This is a genomic window from Mucilaginibacter dorajii (assembly GCF_024808255.1).
Taxonomy (GTDB): domain Bacteria; phylum Bacteroidota; class Bacteroidia; order Sphingobacteriales; family Sphingobacteriaceae; genus Mucilaginibacter; species Mucilaginibacter dorajii.
This window is the reverse complement of sequence record NZ_JANTYS010000010.1, coordinates 182826-199336: the sequence shown is the minus strand read 5'-3', so window position 1 is coordinate 199336 and position 16511 is coordinate 182826. Positions and strand designations below refer to the sequence as shown.

17 protein-coding genes are annotated in these 16511 nt (G+C 41.5%); all 17 read left to right on the top strand.

Annotated elements, in window-relative coordinates; genetic code table 11:
* Positions 1–193: 193 nt before the first annotated feature.
* On the top strand, positions 194–1753 hold the full coding sequence (locus tag FHS10_RS15690) for a DHA2 family efflux MFS transporter permease subunit (RefSeq protein ID WP_259092123.1): 1560 nt from the start codon (positions 194–196) through the stop codon (positions 1751–1753).
* Positions 1754–2026: 273 nt separating this feature from the next.
* Positions 2027–2596, top strand: coding sequence for a Crp/Fnr family transcriptional regulator (locus FHS10_RS15685; RefSeq protein WP_259092116.1), 570 nt, complete (start codon positions 2027–2029; stop codon positions 2594–2596).
* Positions 2597–2690: 94 nt separating this feature from the next.
* Positions 2691–3674: an MBL fold metallo-hydrolase gene (locus FHS10_RS15680; RefSeq protein WP_259092113.1), complete on the top strand. Its 984-nt coding sequence runs from the start codon at positions 2691–2693 to the stop codon at positions 3672–3674.
* Between the two features lie 188 nt (positions 3675–3862).
* Complete coding sequence (locus FHS10_RS15675; protein WP_259092110.1) at positions 3863–4564, top strand: YjjG family noncanonical pyrimidine nucleotidase; 702 nt, start codon at positions 3863–3865, stop codon at positions 4562–4564.
* Positions 4565–4644: 80 nt separating this feature from the next.
* On the top strand, positions 4645–4872 hold the full coding sequence (locus tag FHS10_RS15670; protein ID WP_259092107.1) for a type II toxin-antitoxin system HicB family antitoxin: 228 nt from the start codon (positions 4645–4647) through the stop codon (positions 4870–4872).
* A gap of 3 nt (positions 4873–4875) precedes the next feature.
* Complete coding sequence (locus tag FHS10_RS15665) at positions 4876–5073, top strand: type II toxin-antitoxin system HicA family toxin (RefSeq protein WP_259092104.1); 198 nt, start codon at positions 4876–4878, stop codon at positions 5071–5073.
* Between the two features lie 8 nt (positions 5074–5081).
* Positions 5082–5606, top strand: a complete 525-nt coding sequence (locus FHS10_RS15660; protein WP_259092102.1) for a DinB family protein — start codon at positions 5082–5084, stop codon at positions 5604–5606.
* A 259-nt stretch (positions 5607–5865) separates the two neighbouring features.
* Positions 5866–6720: a UDP-2,3-diacylglucosamine diphosphatase gene (locus tag FHS10_RS15655; RefSeq protein ID WP_259092100.1), complete on the top strand. Its 855-nt coding sequence runs from the start codon at positions 5866–5868 to the stop codon at positions 6718–6720.
* Positions 6721–6947: 227 nt separating this feature from the next.
* Complete coding sequence (locus FHS10_RS15650) at positions 6948–7955, top strand: glycosyltransferase family protein (protein WP_259092097.1); 1008 nt, start codon at positions 6948–6950, stop codon at positions 7953–7955.
* 44 nt (positions 7956–7999) lie between these two features.
* Positions 8000–8986, top strand: coding sequence for a DUF6427 family protein (locus FHS10_RS15645; protein WP_259092094.1), 987 nt, complete (start codon positions 8000–8002; stop codon positions 8984–8986).
* A gap of 216 nt (positions 8987–9202) precedes the next feature.
* A complete protein-coding gene (locus FHS10_RS15640; RefSeq protein WP_259092091.1) occupies positions 9203–9946 on the top strand; it encodes a type III pantothenate kinase in 744 nt (247 codons plus the stop codon).
* Positions 9939–11258: a BamG family beta-barrel-assembly machinery protein gene (bamG, locus tag FHS10_RS15635; protein ID WP_259092089.1), complete on the top strand. Its 1320-nt coding sequence runs from the start codon at positions 9939–9941 to the stop codon at positions 11256–11258. Before FHS10_RS15640 ends, bamG begins: the two co-directional genes overlap by 8 nt.
* 7 nt (positions 11259–11265) lie before the next feature.
* Positions 11266–11847, top strand: a complete 582-nt coding sequence (lptC, locus tag FHS10_RS15630; protein WP_259092087.1) for an LPS export ABC transporter periplasmic protein LptC — start codon at positions 11266–11268, stop codon at positions 11845–11847.
* A gap of 95 nt (positions 11848–11942) precedes the next feature.
* Positions 11943–14078, top strand: a complete 2136-nt coding sequence (locus FHS10_RS15625; RefSeq protein WP_259092085.1) for a peptidylprolyl isomerase — start codon at positions 11943–11945, stop codon at positions 14076–14078.
* Between the two features lie 291 nt (positions 14079–14369).
* Complete coding sequence (locus FHS10_RS15620; RefSeq protein WP_259092082.1) at positions 14370–14885, top strand: DUF2480 family protein; 516 nt, start codon at positions 14370–14372, stop codon at positions 14883–14885.
* Positions 14886–15095: 210 nt separating this feature from the next.
* A complete protein-coding gene (locus FHS10_RS15615) occupies positions 15096–15872 on the top strand; it encodes a DUF3108 domain-containing protein (RefSeq protein ID WP_259092080.1) in 777 nt (258 codons plus the stop codon).
* A 9-nt stretch (positions 15873–15881) separates the two neighbouring features.
* The gene (locus FHS10_RS15610) at positions 15882–16445 is read left to right on the top strand and encodes a DUF3109 family protein (protein ID WP_259092077.1); all 564 of its coding nucleotides are present in this window, start codon (positions 15882–15884) and stop codon (positions 16443–16445) included.
* Positions 16446–16511 lie beyond the last annotated feature (66 nt).

The window sequence follows — 16511 nt, the reverse complement described above, 5'->3', positions numbered from 1 at the left end:
CTGCAAGTGATATGTTTGATTATTATAAGTTGATAATTGATTTGTAGTGTATGTTTTGTCTTTTAAAAGTAAAATTGGTTTGATTTAATACTTTTCGATTTTCCGGTGTTTGAAAATTATAAATATCTGCTTGAATATTATAAACAGCTCCCTTGTTTGTCGCTCTACTTTTGTCGGGTAAATTTTTGATTTTATGGAGACAGGTTTCAGGAAATGGATCATCGTAATAACCATTATAACATCTACAATTATTGAGTTGATAGATACAACCATTGTAAACGTATCTATCAATACCATGAGCGGTAACCTGGGTTCAACGTTGGAGGATACTGCATGGGTGATCACCTCGTACGCTATTGCCAATGTGATCATCATCCCCATGACCAGCTTTTTGGCCCAAACCTTTGGTCGCAAGCAATATTATATAGGTTCCATACTTTTATTTACAGCCGCATCAGCCTGTTGTGGGTTTTCTACTAACCTTTGGGAACTGGTGTTTTTCAGGTTTTGCCAGGGTATTGGTGGCGGGGCTTTGCTATCAACCTCGCAAGCTATTTTGTTTGAAACCTTTTCTGTTAAAGAACGCGGACTGGCAAGCGGCATTTTTAGCCTCGGTATTATTGTAGGCCCCTCAATTGGGCCGGTGTTAGGCGGCTATATCGTAGATAACTATCAATGGCAATGGATCTTTAACGTAAACATCCCGATAGGCCTGCTGGCAGCTTTCCTGTCCTTTATCTACCTGCGGGATACGCCTAAGCCAACGGTTCAAAAATCAATAGACTGGTGGGGCATCCTGCTGCTCATTGCGGGGATAGGCTCCTTACAGGTGGTATTGGAGCGCGGCCAAACCGACGATTGGTTTGCCGCCAATTACATTGTTGCGCTAACCGCAATTTCGGTGATCAGCTTGCTGCTGCTGGTTTGGCGTCAGCTTTCTATCGATAATCCGGTGATCAATCTTAAAGTACTCAAGAGCGGTACGCTGGCTATATCGGCCATCATGACGTTTGTGTTAGGTTTCGGTTTGCTTAGCGCGCTGTTTGTTTTTCCGCTTTATACACAGCGCATCATCGGGTACACTGCTTTTCAAACAGGAACCATCCTGTTGCCGGGTACTATGATGGCGGCACTCATCTCGCCGTTTTTGGGTAAGATGCTGCAAAATGGTATTCGCCCGCAGTACCTTATCATTTGCGGCTTTGGCTTAACGGCGGCCTTTGGTTTTATGATGTCGCGTAATAACCTCGAATCGGGCGATGCCAATTTTCTGCTGGCACTCATCTTCCGGGGACTTGGTGCGGCCTTACTCATCGTGCCGCTTACGGCGCTGGCAGTTTCAGATCTAAAACCGGCAGATATCCCGCAGGGCGCGTCGTTAAATAACATGATGAGGCAAATGGGAGGCTCGTTTGGCATAGCGCTTACCAATACCTACATCGCGCATCGCGAAGCTATTAACCGTACAGCTTTAATTACGCACGTTACAGCATCTGATGCTATTACGCTGCAACGCCGGCAATCCTTTGTTCGTAACTTTATGGCGCATGGTGCCAATTACCTGCATGCGGTACAGCAATCTATCGAGGCATTGGAACGCACAGTAGTACGACAAACATTTTTGTTAAGCTATATGGATGCCTTTTTGCTATTGGCTATCTTAAATGCGCTGTGCATTCCGTTGGTGGTAATTACCATTAAACGCAGGCCTGTTGTTAAGGTGGGTAAAATAGAGATCCCGGACGCGCATTAAGGGGTGTTTAAATTTGATTGTGATAGATCATTGCCGTAGACTTAGTCAACGGGATACTGGCTGAAATGTGAGGGGCTTTAGCCAAAATTTCGCTTGAATAATTGGGCTAAAGCCCGCAACGATGTTCTCTTTTACCATTGACTAAAGTCAACAGCAACGAATAAATTCATTTAAAAAAATCTAAAGTTGGCGAGGCTTTAACATCGTTCATTTGCCCAACAGTATAAACCCGGCTAAATTTGTATTTTGCTTCCCATAAATAACCCCATTGTTGTGCAGCATTTACTCAAAGATCAAATAGACGCCATCAGCCCCATATCTGACGAGGAGTTTGCCTATATATTATCGCATTTTGTAGTTAAGAAACTAAAAAAACACGCTTTCCTGGTGCAGCAGGGCGATCATGTAAAGTATGATTATTTTGTAATGAAGGGTTGCCTTAAGGCTTACGTGGCCGATGAGGATACCGGTAAAGAGTTTATTTACCAGTTTGCTGTGGAAGATTGGTGGGTAACGGATAGGGAAGCCTATTTTAAAAAATCGGCAGCCACCATCAATGTAGATTGCCTGGAAGATTGCGAAGTGCTGGGCATCACCCTCGAAAATCGCGAAAAGCTGGGTGCCGAAATGTGGAAGTACGAGCATTTTTTATCCGTAAAAGCCAACTGGGGCTACAACTCGCTGCAAAAGCGGTTGCAAATGATGATCATGGGCAATGCCAAAAAACGTTACGAAAGCTTTATCCAGCAATACCCGCATTTATATAATCGTATCCCAAAATCATTTATAGCATCATACCTGGGCGTATCAAGGGAAACGCTAAGCAGGCTTTATGCTTTATAATTCCTGAAGTGACAATTGTCACAAAATCAAAGTGACAATTGTCCTTCGTCGGGGTCGACCAATTGGGGAGTTTTGTTTTATAAATAATTATAAAATGAAACGCTCAATTAAATTAATCTTACGCCCGGCATTTACACTTGCTACCAGCCTGGGCCTTTTATCATTGTCTTACCATACTGTTTCGGCGCAAACAGCTAATGCAATAGCGCAAGCGGGGTACTACCGCATGCAGGTTGGCGATTTTGAAGTTATCGCCCTATCAGATGGTACCATACCCCAGGAGTTACCCAAGCTGTTAACTAATACACAGCCCGGTGAAATTACCCACCTGCTCACTGCCAATTACCTGCCCACCACGGTAGAAACTTCGGTAAATGCTTACCTCATTAAAGCAAATGGTAAACTGATATTGGTTGATGCAGGCACAGCCGGTAATTATGGCCCAACGCTTGGGTTGTTAACAAAAAGCTTGCTTGCCGTAGGCTATAAGCCCGAACAGATTGACGCGATTTTGATAACCCATGCGCACATAGATCACACCGGCGGTTTAATGGATGGTGATAAAATGGTATTTCCCAATGCCACCATTTACCTCAGCAAACCCGAAGTTGACTTTTGGTTTACCCAAAAAAGTAAAGCCAATGCGCCAGAAGCATTAAAGCCATACTTTGCTTATGCCGAAGCTACGGTGGGCCCATATCTTAAGGCGGGCAAAGTGAAATCGTTTGACTATAATCAGGAATTATTTCCCGACATTAAACCAATTGCCGCTGCTGGTCACACGCCGGGGCATACTTTTTACGTTTTGGAAAGCAAAGGGCAAAAAATGGTTTTCTGGGGTGATATTATGCATGCCGCCGCTGTGCAATTAGCAGATCCATCGGTAACTATTGTTTACGATGTTGATCCTAAGGCCGCCGCCGCAACCCGCAAAAAAGCCTTTGCCGATGCTGCAAAAAACGGGTACTGGATAGCATCAGATCACGTTTCGTTCCCTGGTATAGGGCATTTAAAAGCGGATGGATCAAAATATGAATGGGTGCCGGCCAATTACAGTACTTATGTGAGCGGGCGGTAATCTGCTGTAAAAACATCAATAAAAAGGCAGTTCTCCAGGTTTTGGCAAGGCTGCCTTTTGTTTATCTCAAATGAAGTGTTCGTGAATGTCAAGATATATTTATTTAGTGATCGTGCCTTGTTTTAACAAGTTGGTTCGGATTTAGCCCTCAATAGTTTAATTTTGAGCAATAATACCAGCGCTCAAAAATGAACTATCCATCCAAAAAACATATTTTCTTTGATCTTGACCATACTATCTGGGATTTTGACAAAAATGCAGAGGAAGCCCTGCACGAGCTTTATCATATTCACGGTTTGGCTGATATTGGTCTAAGCAGTCCTGATTTATTCATTGAAACCTATACCCGCAATAACCATCGCCTTTGGGCGCAATATCACATTGGCGAGATCACTAAGGATGAGTTACGTGATGCCCGCTTTAAAAGCACCTTTACAGATCTCGGCCTGCACCCCGACTTGATGCCTGTTGATTTTGAAGACGCTTATGTAAAGCTATGCCCTACAAAAACTAACCTTTTCCCGCACGCGCACGAAACTTTGGCATATCTGCAGGATAAATATACATTACACCTCATCTCAAACGGGTTTAAAGATTCAACCCGTATTAAAGTGGCCGGTACCAATCTTGCGGGGTATTTTCAAAACATCATTATATCTGAGGATGTAGGCGTTAATAAGCCTGATAAGGCGATTTTTCAGCATGCCATTGACCTTGCCGGTGCCATCAAACATGAAAGTGTGATGATAGGCGATAGCCTGGAAGCTGATATTTATGGCGCGCTTAACTTTGGCATGGATGCTATTTATTTTAACCCCTTCAACGCGCCTAAGCCCAATGATGTGCCTGCGCAGATAGCCCATTTGAAAGAGCTGACCGTGATGTTTTAAGTATTGAGATATTATGAATATTGACGTCTTAGTGTGAATGGTTTATCAATATAAAAGAAAATATTTGTTTAAATTTGTATATGACACAACGCACATACCGCATATTGCTAACACCCGAAGATGAGGGTGGTTTCAGCGTTTCAGTTCCCGCATTGCCAGGATGCTTTACCCAGGGCGAAACAATTGATGAAGCTATTGCTATGGCCAAAGAAGCGATCACATTATATGTAGAAACTTTGGAGGAAGAGGGCGAACCTGTTCCGGATGATAGTCGTAGCCTGGAGTATTCTTTGACCTTTGCTTCATAAATAATGAAGTCTTACGCTCCTAAAGAAATTGTTTCTGTTCTTTTGGCGCATGGGTTTGAACTTGCCCGAACCAATGGGAGTCATCAAATATTTATTAACAGAACAACAGGGAAAAGAACGGTTGTGCCGATGCACGCTAAGGAGTTAAAAAAGGGAACATTACACGGCATACTCAAACAAGCCGGAATTGATCTGAAATAATCTCAACTATGAGTATTGCCAACGAACGCCGTGCCATTGAAGAGGCCCTTGATAACTATCGCGAACGGTTAGATGTTATCACCGATGAAGCTTTTGTCCAAACGCCGCCCGATGGTGGATGGTCCTTTGCCGAAGTATACAGCCATATTTTACAGGCAACTTTAGGCTCATCCATCGCGTTGGAGCGTTGCATCCATAACAACTGCGAACCTACCAAGAAGGGCACTACGCTGGTCGGCAAGATACTCCTGTTGTTCGGCCGGTTTCCACGGGCTAACGCGCCTGCGGTAGTCAACCAAAAAATGCCGGCGGTAAAGATCACTAAAGAGGAAGCCAAAAATCTTATCATCAAATGCCGTAAGCGTATGGAAGCCATTTCGCCGCTTGTACCCGCGGCAAACAAAACAAGCAGGTATAAACATCCCCGCCTGGGAATGTTAAATGCAGGGCAGTGGTTTAAGTTTATCCGCATCCATTTGCAGCATCATTTAAAGCAGTTAGACAGGGTAAAAAGAAAATTATCACAACGATGAAACCTTTTACATTTAACAGAGTCTTAACAGTATAATAATGTTGATTTTCTGATATTTGTAAAAATCATTTGTGATGAATTTTGAGTACGCGTATTTGGTTGTTATAGCTTTATTGCTGCTGGTTGGCATCTTTTACGCCAGCCCTTATGAATTAAACGTTAATGAAGACGACGACGACGAATAATCGTTTGTTAATTATTTTACCTACATATATTAACCGGCAAATTTCGCCGGCTGAGCATTTAACCCCCAAACTTTAATGGCAAAACGTGAAGTAGATATCGTAGTAATATCTGATGTGCACCTTGGTACTTATGGGTGTCACTCCAAAGAATTGCTTAAATATTTAAAAAGCATTAAGCCAAAAACGCTTATCCTTAATGGCGATATTATCGATATCTGGCAGTTCAGTAAATCGTATTGGCCAGAGGCGCATATGAAGGCGATACGCCGTATCCTTAAGTTTGTTACCGATGGCGTACCTGTATACTATTTAACCGGTAACCACGATGAAATGCTGCGCAAATTTGCCGATTTTGATTTGGGGTCATTCAAGCTGCTCAATAAAGTTGTATTGAATATTGATGGTAAACGGGCCTGGATATTTCACGGCGATGTATTTGACGTTACCATGCAGCACTCCAAATGGCTGGCTAAGCTGGGTGCTGTTGGTTACGATACCCTTATCCTTATCAACAGTATGACTAACTGGATACTTACCGCTATAGGCCGTCAAAAAATGAGTTTTTCGCAAAAGGTTAAAGCGCGTTTTAAAGAGGCTGTTAAATTCATAAACCAGTTTGAACAAACCGCTGCCGACCTTGCCGTAGATAAAAACTACCAATATGTAATTTGCGGTCACATTCACCATGCCGAGATCCGCACCATAGAAAATACCGATAAAACAGGTTCGGTACTTTACCTTAACTCTGGCGACTGGGTAGAAAGCCTTACCTCGCTTGAATACCAAAACGGCAACTGGAGCATTTTCAAATACAATCCCGACGATTTTAATACAGATGCCGACGAGGACGACAAAACCGACGCCGAGGACCTTGATGCCAAAATGGATGTTAAAAGCCTGCTGGAAAGGTTTAAACAGGAGCCATCTTGAAAGAGAGTCAAGAACCAAGAGTCAAGAATCAAGGCAGGAAACTTGGCGTCACTGGTGCCAGATCTTTGGTATTAAAGAAAAATAAAATTGTTTTCAAAAAAGCTCATCTTCAAATAGCAATTTGTTTATTAACTTGAGGCCGTAATTAAAATAAAGCCCATCAGTCTACAATTAGGCCAGTTTTTGGTCTTGATTCTTGACTCTTGGTTCTTGACTCTATTCACTACATGAAAATATTGTTTGCTATACAAGGAACCGGCAACGGGCATATTAGCCGGGCACGGGAAATTGTACCTTTATTACAGCAATACGGCGAGGTTGACTTGCTGGTAAGCGGTACCGAGGCTGAGGTTTCATTATCGCAGCCGCTTAAGTACAGGTTTCACGGGGTTAGCTTTGTGTTTGGCACCAATGGCGGCGTTGATAACTGGGCCACCTGGAAAATCATGAACCTGCGCCGCTTTATCCGCGATTGCTGGAGCCTGCCACTCAAACAATATGACCTTATTATTAACGATTTTGAACCTGTAAGTGCCTGGGCCTGCAAACTGCAACGGGTAAAAGCGGTATCGTTAAGCCACCAGTGTTCTTTTGTATCTGCAAACACACCACGGCCGGCAAAAAAAGACCCTTTTGCGCAGTGGCTTTTAAAAAATTACTCGCCAACTGCTTATCACGTGGGTTTTCATTTTGAAAGATATGATACTTTTATAAATACGCCGGTTATCCGCAGCGAGATCAGGCAAATGGAAACCTCAAACCTTGGGCATTACACCGTTTACCTGCCTGCTTATGATGATAAAACATTATTAAAGCATTTGGGCGCGGCAAAAGATGTAAAGTGGCAGGTTTTCTCTAAACGGCAAAAGGCACCATATCAGTCAGGTAATGTCGAGATCTTCCCGGTAAATAATGAGGCATTTAACAAAAGCCTGGCAAGCTGCACCGGGCTGCTTACCGGCGGTGGCTTTGAAGGCCCGGCCGAGGCTTTGTTCCTGGGGAAAAAGGTAATGATGATACCCATGAGGGGGCAGTATGAGCAACAATGTAACGCCCTTTCGGCATCAAAATTAGGTGTACCCGTAGTGGCCGAAATTAATGATCAGTTTGGTGTTCACCTCCATAAATGGATTAACGATGATAAAAAGATTGTTGTTGATTTCCCCGATGAAACGGCGCAAATAGTTGATAATTTGGTAAAGACCTACGCAAAACCACAAAGCATTATAGTGTAATGCGGTTTTTGTGCTAATTTTACCACCGCAAATTGTCGCCCTATATGATCCAGGTTTTCCGGTCTTTTAATCCTTTGAATATTTTGTGGCTGGTGTTTGTGCTGCTGCTTACCCGGGTTGGTTACCTGTTCAATATTCCAGATAAAGTTGAGTTTGTTTTTGTTGAGCCATTTGCGCGCCTTTTGGTGCCGGTAGCCTATGAATATGTTTTTTCGCCGGCGGTTAATATATTACTGGCCGCTGTATTAATTTTTATACAGGCGTTGCTGGTTAACTATTTGATAAATCATTACAACTTATTAGGTAAGCCTACGTTTTTGCCGGCATTAATGTATATAACGCTTTCGGGCCTGTTCTCGCCGTTTTTGATTTTAAGTCCTCCGCTTATTTGTAATTTTTTGCTGATATGGATGCTGTTTAAGTTCATGACCCTATATAAAGGCGAGGACGCCAAATCAATAGCATATGATGCTGGTATGATCGTAGCGTTGGGGTCGCTTATTTATTTTCCATTTATTTACCTTTTTTTAGCAATATGGATAGCGCTTATCCTGTTCAGGCCTTTTAATTGGCGTGAGTGGATTTCTGGTATTTTGGGTTATGGCACTATATTTTTCTTTTTGGCCGTTTTTTATTATCTTAATGACAGGATTAATAAGTTTTACCTCATCTGGCTGCCATTAGGGAAAAAGTTTCCGGATCATATCAGCATAAATTCATACAACTACCTGCTGCTTATCCCGGTTATCATGATCCTGGTGTTGTGTTTTTATAAACTGCAGCAAAACTTCTTTAAAAGCTATGTGCAGATCCGTAAATCATTCCAGCTTTTATTTTTTATTTTTCTGATAGCTGCCTTTTCATTTTATGTGAACGCTGCGTTTCACATCAATCATTTTGTATTGTGTGTAGTGCCCGCCGCCGTGTTTTTTGCTTATTACTTTTTGTATGCAACCAAAAAGTGGTTTTACGAAAGCCTGTTTTTATTGCTGCTAATCAGCATTGTCTACTTTCAGTTTAACAAATTTTAACTTTTACATTCGCCCAAATTTCGGGGGTTATGTTAGTTTTGTACCGTGAAATTATTAGTAAGCTGGTTTAATATACATTAAACTAATAATGACTTCATTATACTGTTTGAGATGATGCTGCTTTAGGGGGCTTTTTAAACAACTATTACACAATAAAATAAATCGAATGAAATTTGGTGTAGTTATATTTTCCGGCTCTAATTTAGTTAGGACCTAATGACACACCTGGTTATAGATATTGGCAATACCTTAACCAAGGTAGCGGTTTTTGAGATGGACCAATTGGTGCAGGTAAATCAGTTTGAGATAGTTGAGGGAAATTATCTTAATGAATTGTTTGATAAATATAAGGTTACCAAGGCAATAGTATCGTCAGTAAAAAAACATACCGAAGCCTGGCAAACTGATTTAGAGATAAAGATCCCCCTCATTTATTTTAATAACCAAATGACCAGCGGGGTCAAAAACCATTATTTAACACCCGGTACTTTAGGTACCGACAGATTAGCCGCCGTGATAGGAGCCAGCCACTTATATCCCGGGCAAAACAGCCTGGTTATAGCAGGAGGCACCTGCATTACGTATGATTATGTAGATAGCGGTGCCAATTATTTTGGAGGCAGTATATCACCGGGTTTAAATATGCGTTATAAGGCAGTAAATAATTATACCGCCGGGTTACCGCTCATCAACGCCGATGCTGATTTTGATGCCGTATATGGTAACAACACAGAAACCGCTATACGCTCGGGCGTGCAAAACGGTATAAAATATGAGTTAACGGGTTTTATAGAAAGCTATAAAGCAATTAATAATCAGCTCAATATAGTACTAAGCGGGGGCAATAGTATTTTTTTTGATAGGCTGCTAAAAAATAGCATCTTTGCCCCCTATATAAAAAATGAACCTTATTTGGTTTTAAAAGGATTAAACGCAGCTATACAAAAGCATAATGATTAAATATACCAGGTTTTTTTTAACACTTTTATTTGCTGTTAGCTCGCTTGCAGCATTTTCACAGGCAACTTCAAGTTCACCGTATTCCAGGTTTGGTTTGGGTGATATCTCTCCACAATTAATGCCCCAAAATATTGGTATAGGCGGTATAGGCGTAGCTACTAACAGGATAAGCTTATTTAACAATATCAACGTTATTAACCCGGCATCATACGCGGCTATTGGTATAACCACTATTGATGTTGGTGTTTACAGCAATTTTGTTACCTTTAACCAAACAGGGCAGGCCAGCCAAACTGATAAAAATTTCAGGCTTAGCCATGTAGCCTTTGGTATCCCGGTTTCAAAGCACTCGGCACTTAGCTTTGGTTTATTACCATATAGCGAACGTGGTTATAATTATAAAAAATCGGTTAATAATTTAGGTACTAACTCACCCGCCGATACAAACGTTACCAATTATAATTACAGTGGCGACGGAGGCTTATCAAAAGCTTATATAGGTTATGGTTTTACCGTAGCCAAACATTTATTGCTGGGTGGTAACGTATCCTATATATTTGGTAACCTTAAAGATATCAGCACAACAGAAATTCCTGGCCTTGTAGGCACTTTTAATACCCGGATTGAGCAAAGCAATGCCATTGGCGGTTTAAACTATGACTACGGCGCGCAATACTCTTTTGATTTTTCTGATACCAAACACCTTATCCTGGGCTATTCTGCATCGGTAGGTTCAAAAATAGGTTCAACAAGCAGCTATATTGTAAGCCAGTACACTAAAGATGCTCAGGGTAACAACAACATAGCGGTTGATAGCGTAGTTAGTAAACAAGGAGCTAAAGGGAAATTACAATTGCCGGCCATTAACCGTTTCGGTATCTCGTTCCAGGATGACGGTAAGTTTTTGGTTGGTGCCGATTATTCAATGGGTAAATGGTCTGACTTAAGTATTAGCGATGTAAACCAGGGCTTGCAAAACAGCCGTACCATTAATGTTGGCGCGCAATACACCCCCAATATAAACACCCTGCGTAACTACCTGGCAACAGTTGATTACCGTATTGGTGGTATCTACGATGAAACTTATATGATGGTTAACAATACCCGTATAAAAAGATATGCCATTACAGCTGGCTTAGGCTTGCCTTTGCGCCCTTCACAGGATGGGCTCAGCTTTTACAAAATAAACATAGCTGCCGAAGTTGGCGTACGAGGTACATTGGCTAATGGCCTGGTAAAAGAAAATTACGTTAACCTGCATTTAGGCTTCGTTATTAACGACAGGTGGTTCCGCAAATACAAATTCGATTAATCATATCATGTATAAAGGGGCAATAAATATAAAAGGCTTATGCCTGGTGTTATTGCCCCTGCTTGCACTTTTTGCATCATCATGCGAAAACGATTTGAACAAGGTTAAAGAGATCGCGTCTACCGAAAAAGGTGGGGTAGTAGTGGAGCCAACAACCGGCCTGGATGTAATCATGAGCGACTCGGCTAAAGTTAAATTGCATCTTACCGCCCCATTGATGCTCCAATATCAAACCAAAAAACCGTATAAATTAATGCCAAAGGGCGTAAAGGTTGTACTTTACGAAGGTGGGATTGAAAAAGGGACCATCATTGCCGATACAGGGATCATGCATGATGATGACAAAAGACTCATCGAATTTCACAAAAATGTAGTGGCCACCAATGTTAAAGGCGAAACCTATAAATCTGACGAGTTGTTTTGGGACCAGGTAAAGAAAAAGGTTTATTCAAACAAACCGGTACAGGTTGTTATGGAAGGTGGCAACGTATTAAACGGTGATACCTTTGAAAGCGATGATAATTTCCTTCACCCCTCACTAAAAAGCAGTACAGGCGTATTTCATGTTGATGAAAAAGTGACACAATAATGTTGTTTTTTTCAGGAAAATTTTGTGTTATAGAATTTTACTAAAAATTGTATCTTGCGCCCTCTTTTAAAAGAATATAAAATTATAAGAAGTATATGGGTATAATGGGTTTCTTGCGCGAGCGAATGGGGAAAATTCTCGCATTCTTTATCGGCTTCGCGCTTCTTGCTTTTATAATAAGCGAGGTTGTAAGATCAGGTGGTTCTTTTTTTAGGGACGACAGTAATGAACTTGCCGTAGTAAACGGTGAAAAGATTCCGTTGGATAAGTTTAATAAACTTCAGGATCAAAATACAAATCAATTTAAACAACAGTCAGGTGGTCAGCCTTTATCAGGCCAGATTACCAGTTACATTCAGGAAACTACCTGGAACCAGTTGTTAAGTGATTTGTTGCTTAAAAAGGAGATTGAGAAATTAGGTTTAGTTGTTGGGCAAGATGAAAATGACGCTATGGTTAGCGGTAATAGTCCCGATCCGCAGATTGCGAGCCAGTTTAGAGATCCTCAAACCGGCGCGTTTGACCGTAACAGGCTTAACCAGGCGTTAGCCTATTTGGCATCTGCTAAAGCTGATACCGTTCAAAAGCACCAATGGAGAGATTTTATTATACAGGTAGTTGAAGCCAAACAAAAAACCAAGTACGTAACTATGGTTACCAATGGTTTATACGTAAACTCATTAGAAGCTAATGACGACTACCAGGCCAAAAACAAGCTGGTTAACTTTAAATATGCTACACTTGATTACGCTTCTATCCCAGATTCAAAAGTAACCGTAACGGACGCCGATTATAGCGCGTACTACGATGCCCATAAAGCTGAATTTAAAAACCAACAGGAAACCAGGACTTTTGAGTACGTAAGCTTTAATGGTTCTCCTTCAAAAGACGATAGTACAGCGGTTAAGGCCGAAGTAATCAAACTGGCAGATAGCCTTAAAGTAAGCACAAACGATTCACTTTTTGTACAAATCAATTCTGAAACTAAAACGCCGCTTGCTTTCCAAAAGAAAGGTACGCTTGAGCCTAAATTAGATACATTGATGTTTAACTCGGCAAAAGGTTTTGTTTATGGCCCTTATGTATCAAATGGAAGCTACAAATTAGCAAAACTGAGCGATGTGAAAACCACATTCGATTCGGTTAAAACCAGGCATATCCTGATTAATCCACAGTTAACAGGCGGATTGGATAAAGCAATTGCTAAAGCCGACTCAATTAAAAAACTTATTGAAGGTGGTAAATCATTTGCCGATCTGGCAACTACTTTCTCTTCAGATAGGGGCAGTGCTGCCAAAGGTGGTGATATCCCTGCATTTGATGTAAACGGTGCAATGGGCGGTGGCCAGGGCCAAATCGCTCCTGAGTATACTAACGCGTCTTTCAAAGCCAAAAAAGGTGATCTGATTGTTGTTACATCACAATTTGGTGTTCACCTGATCCAGGTAGAAGATCAAAAAGGATCTGTCAAAGTAATAAAAGTAGCCGTTGTTGATAAACCTATAACACCAAGCAGCAAAACACAAACTATTGCTTACAGCAAAGCGCAGAAGTTTTTAGGTTCGATAACCAAAGATAACTTTGATGCCGAAGCGACAAAAGAAGGTTTGAAACCACGTACTGCCGAAGAAGTTACCGGTACAGCTGCCAGCCTGCCAGGTTTAGATAATGTGCGTGACGTAGTAAGATGGGCTTACAAAGCTGATAAAGGTGATATAACCGACAAGGTATTTACCGTTGGTGACCAATACATTGTACCTCGTTTAACCGAGATTAAACCTAAAGGAATTCTTTCTTTAGATGCTGTTAAAAAACAAATTAAACCGGCCGTACTTAACGAAGTAAAAGGCAAACAACTGGATGAGAAATTCCAGGCTGCTTTAAACGGAGCTTCATCTATTGACCAGGTTGCTCAAAAAGCAGGTACAAAAGCAGTTCCGGTTCAAAATATTGTGTTTGCTAACCCAATCATCCCGGGCCAGTCTGCAGAGTATAAACTAATCGGTTCTATTTTTGGATCACAGCCAAATAAATTGTCAAAACCGGTTAATGGTTCACAAGGCGTATTTGTATACTACGTTGATGGCTTTACCAACCCTGCTCCGCTTACCAACAACATCAGGCAAAAGCAACAAATTGCCCAGGCATTGGTACAACGTGCCGATGGCCAGGTGTTAGAAGCTTTGAAAGATAATGCCAATGTAAAAGATAACAGAGCTAAGGTGTTATAATACATAAATAAACTAATTTTACATCCGGGAGCAGTTAACTGTCTCCCGGATTTTTTTTGGGTTTGAATTTTAAAGGTAATTATGTCGTTGCGGGTTGTAAAATCCGGTGGCCTCTGAAGGTGGAAATGACAAAGCGACGAGAGACTTACGAAGTTTTTAAAACTTCGTAAGTCTGGGATCTACAACTTGTCATGGGTAGGCATTAAGCAGTGACATGGCGGGTTCGCAACATTTATAGCTTGGGATTTAAACTTTAGAATTTATAGCTTGATCATTTAGCATTTACAAAACATGGATATACAGGAAAATATAATAAATAAGGTGGCGCAAAGTGGTTTGGTCACTTTAGATCCGGCCGCATTTTATCCCGAAGGCGAGCGTGTTATTTATGATATTAAGGATAACCTGTTTCATGGGCTGATGCTACGCGAAAAAGATTTGCGCGACTTTATTAAAGAACACGATTTTACCCAATACCAGGGCAAAAACGTGGGAATAACCTGCACGGCCGATGCCATTGTGCCCACCTGGGCTTACATGTTACTGGCCAACCGTATGGCCCCCTACGCCCGCGAAATTGTGTTTGGCGATGCCGGCGTTTTAGAAACGGTGTTGTTTGAAAAAGAAATTGCCAAAGCCGATTTTGAACAATATGCTGGTCAGCGGATAGTGTTGAAAGGTTGCGGCGATATAGCTGTACCGGTTTCGGCCTATGTGGAACTTACTAAAAAACTTACCCCAATAGTAAAAAGCCTGATGTTTGGCGAACCATGTTCAACAGTGCCTATTTATAAACGTAAAGACTGATTTGCGTTAGGGATTGCAGCGGATACCGGCCTGTGATTAAGGCCTGTGCAGTATAAGCGTAAAGCCCGGCCCCAATCCTTATTGGGGAAACGCCCAAAATGTAATTGCGTTGGGGTACAATAAAATAGCATTTAAACCATTTATATTAGCAGGTGTCATAATCCGCGCACGCCGTAAACACTAAAGCGGTGATATTTAGCAAACCTGTTAATGAAAAAATATTTCCTATGCTCTGCCATACTGTTGCTTTGTTACTTAACAGGCTATACACAGGATGTTGCCAAAATAACCGAACCCGTATTTAAGGTTGGCGAAAAACTAAGCTATAAAATGCAATATGGCTTTTTCACCGCCGCCGAAGCCGATATACGTGTTGAAGCCAGTGATAAAAAATTACCCGGACCGGCCTTTCATCTCATTGCCGAAGGCAAAACCGCGGGCACGTTTGATGTTTTTTATAAGGTGAGGAACAAATATGAATCGTACGTTGATGAAACTACGCTTGAACCTTATTTTTATACCGAGGACAGACACGAAGGGAAATGGAAGCATACCGATAACGTAAACTTTGATCAGAAAGATAAAAAGGTAACTGCCAATAAAGGCGAGTTTAGTTACAAGGGTAAAACCTTCGATTTTGTATCGGCCTATTATTTTGCGCGTACCATTGATGTAACTAAACTAAAAGTGGGGCAAACTTTTCAGCTGCAGTATTTTTTGGATGATGGCTTTCATGACATGAGCATTACCTACGCGGGTACCGAAACCATTAAATGTGATATGGGTACGTTTAACTGTTTGAAGTTTAATCCTACAATTATTCCTGGTCGTATTTTTCGTAAGGATAGTAAGTTGTACCTTTGGGTTACCAATGATGGCAACAGGATACCTGTAAAAGCCCATGTGGAGGTTATTTTAGGCAGTATTACAATGGAACTGAAATCGGCAAGCGGATTGAAGTATCCCTTAAACCCCGTAAAGAAGTAAATTTAAAATATGATTGAGGTTGGCAACGTGTTGGTGCACGAAGATGTGATTAAAGAAAATTTTGTGTGCAATTTAAACAAATGCAAGGGTGCATGCTGTTTGGAGGGCGACTCGGGCGCGCCGCTCAATGCCGACGAACTGGATATTTTAAAAGAAATTTACCCCAAAGTAAAACCATACCTTACTGCCAAAGGCATCAAAACCATTGAAAGAGATGGTGTTTATGTAAAAGATTTTGAAGGCGACTACACCACCCCCTGTGTGGATACCAATAAAGAGTGCGCCTATGTGATATGGGAAAACGGCATTACCAAATGCGGTATTGAAAAAGCCTACGAAGAAGGTGCCATAACCTGGAAAAAGCCTATCAGCTGCCATTTATACCCCATCCGTATTACTGCTTACCCGGAGTTTGATGTATTGAATTACGACCGCTGGAGCATCTGCAGCCCGGCCTGTACCTTTGGCGACGAACTGAAAGTACGTGTGCACGAGTTTTTAAAAGGTCCGCTGATTCGTAAATATGGCGAGGAGTGGTACCAGGAACTGGAAAACGAGGTTGCGGGAAGGTAATAGACGTTAGAATCAAGAGTCAAGAATCAAGACAAAAAGCCTTTTGCTTCGTCGTAGAGATGCATA

Bases quoted from the DNA above. Each gene is read 5' to 3' on its own strand.
- FHS10_RS15690 (WP_259092123.1), top strand. From the start codon at position 194: ATGGAGACAGGTTTCAGGAAATGGATCATCGTAATAACCATTATAACA.
- FHS10_RS15680 (WP_259092113.1), top strand. From the start codon at position 2,691: ATGAAACGCTCAATTAAATTAATCTTACGCCCGGCATTTACACTTGCT.
- FHS10_RS15675 (WP_259092110.1), top strand. From the start codon at position 3,863: ATGAACTATCCATCCAAAAAACATATTTTCTTTGATCTTGACCATACT.
- FHS10_RS15670 (WP_259092107.1), top strand. From the start codon at position 4,645: ATGACACAACGCACATACCGCATATTGCTAACACCCGAAGATGAGGGT.
- FHS10_RS15665 (WP_259092104.1), top strand. From the start codon at position 4,876: ATGAAGTCTTACGCTCCTAAAGAAATTGTTTCTGTTCTTTTGGCGCAT.
- FHS10_RS15660 (WP_259092102.1), top strand. From the start codon at position 5,082: ATGAGTATTGCCAACGAACGCCGTGCCATTGAAGAGGCCCTTGATAAC.
- FHS10_RS15655 (WP_259092100.1), top strand. From the start codon at position 5,866: ATGGCAAAACGTGAAGTAGATATCGTAGTAATATCTGATGTGCACCTT.
- FHS10_RS15650 (WP_259092097.1), top strand. From the start codon at position 6,948: ATGAAAATATTGTTTGCTATACAAGGAACCGGCAACGGGCATATTAGC.
- FHS10_RS15645 (WP_259092094.1), top strand. From the start codon at position 8,000: ATGATCCAGGTTTTCCGGTCTTTTAATCCTTTGAATATTTTGTGGCTG.
- FHS10_RS15640 (WP_259092091.1), top strand. From the start codon at position 9,203: ATGACACACCTGGTTATAGATATTGGCAATACCTTAACCAAGGTAGCG.
- bamG (WP_259092089.1), top strand. From the start codon at position 9,939: ATGATTAAATATACCAGGTTTTTTTTAACACTTTTATTTGCTGTTAGC.
- lptC (WP_259092087.1), top strand. From the start codon at position 11,266: ATGTATAAAGGGGCAATAAATATAAAAGGCTTATGCCTGGTGTTATTG.
- FHS10_RS15625 (WP_259092085.1), top strand. From the start codon at position 11,943: ATGGGTATAATGGGTTTCTTGCGCGAGCGAATGGGGAAAATTCTCGCA.
- FHS10_RS15620 (WP_259092082.1), top strand. From the start codon at position 14,370: ATGGATATACAGGAAAATATAATAAATAAGGTGGCGCAAAGTGGTTTG.
- FHS10_RS15615 (WP_259092080.1), top strand. From the start codon at position 15,096: ATGAAAAAATATTTCCTATGCTCTGCCATACTGTTGCTTTGTTACTTA.
- FHS10_RS15610 (WP_259092077.1), top strand. From the start codon at position 15,882: ATGATTGAGGTTGGCAACGTGTTGGTGCACGAAGATGTGATTAAAGAA.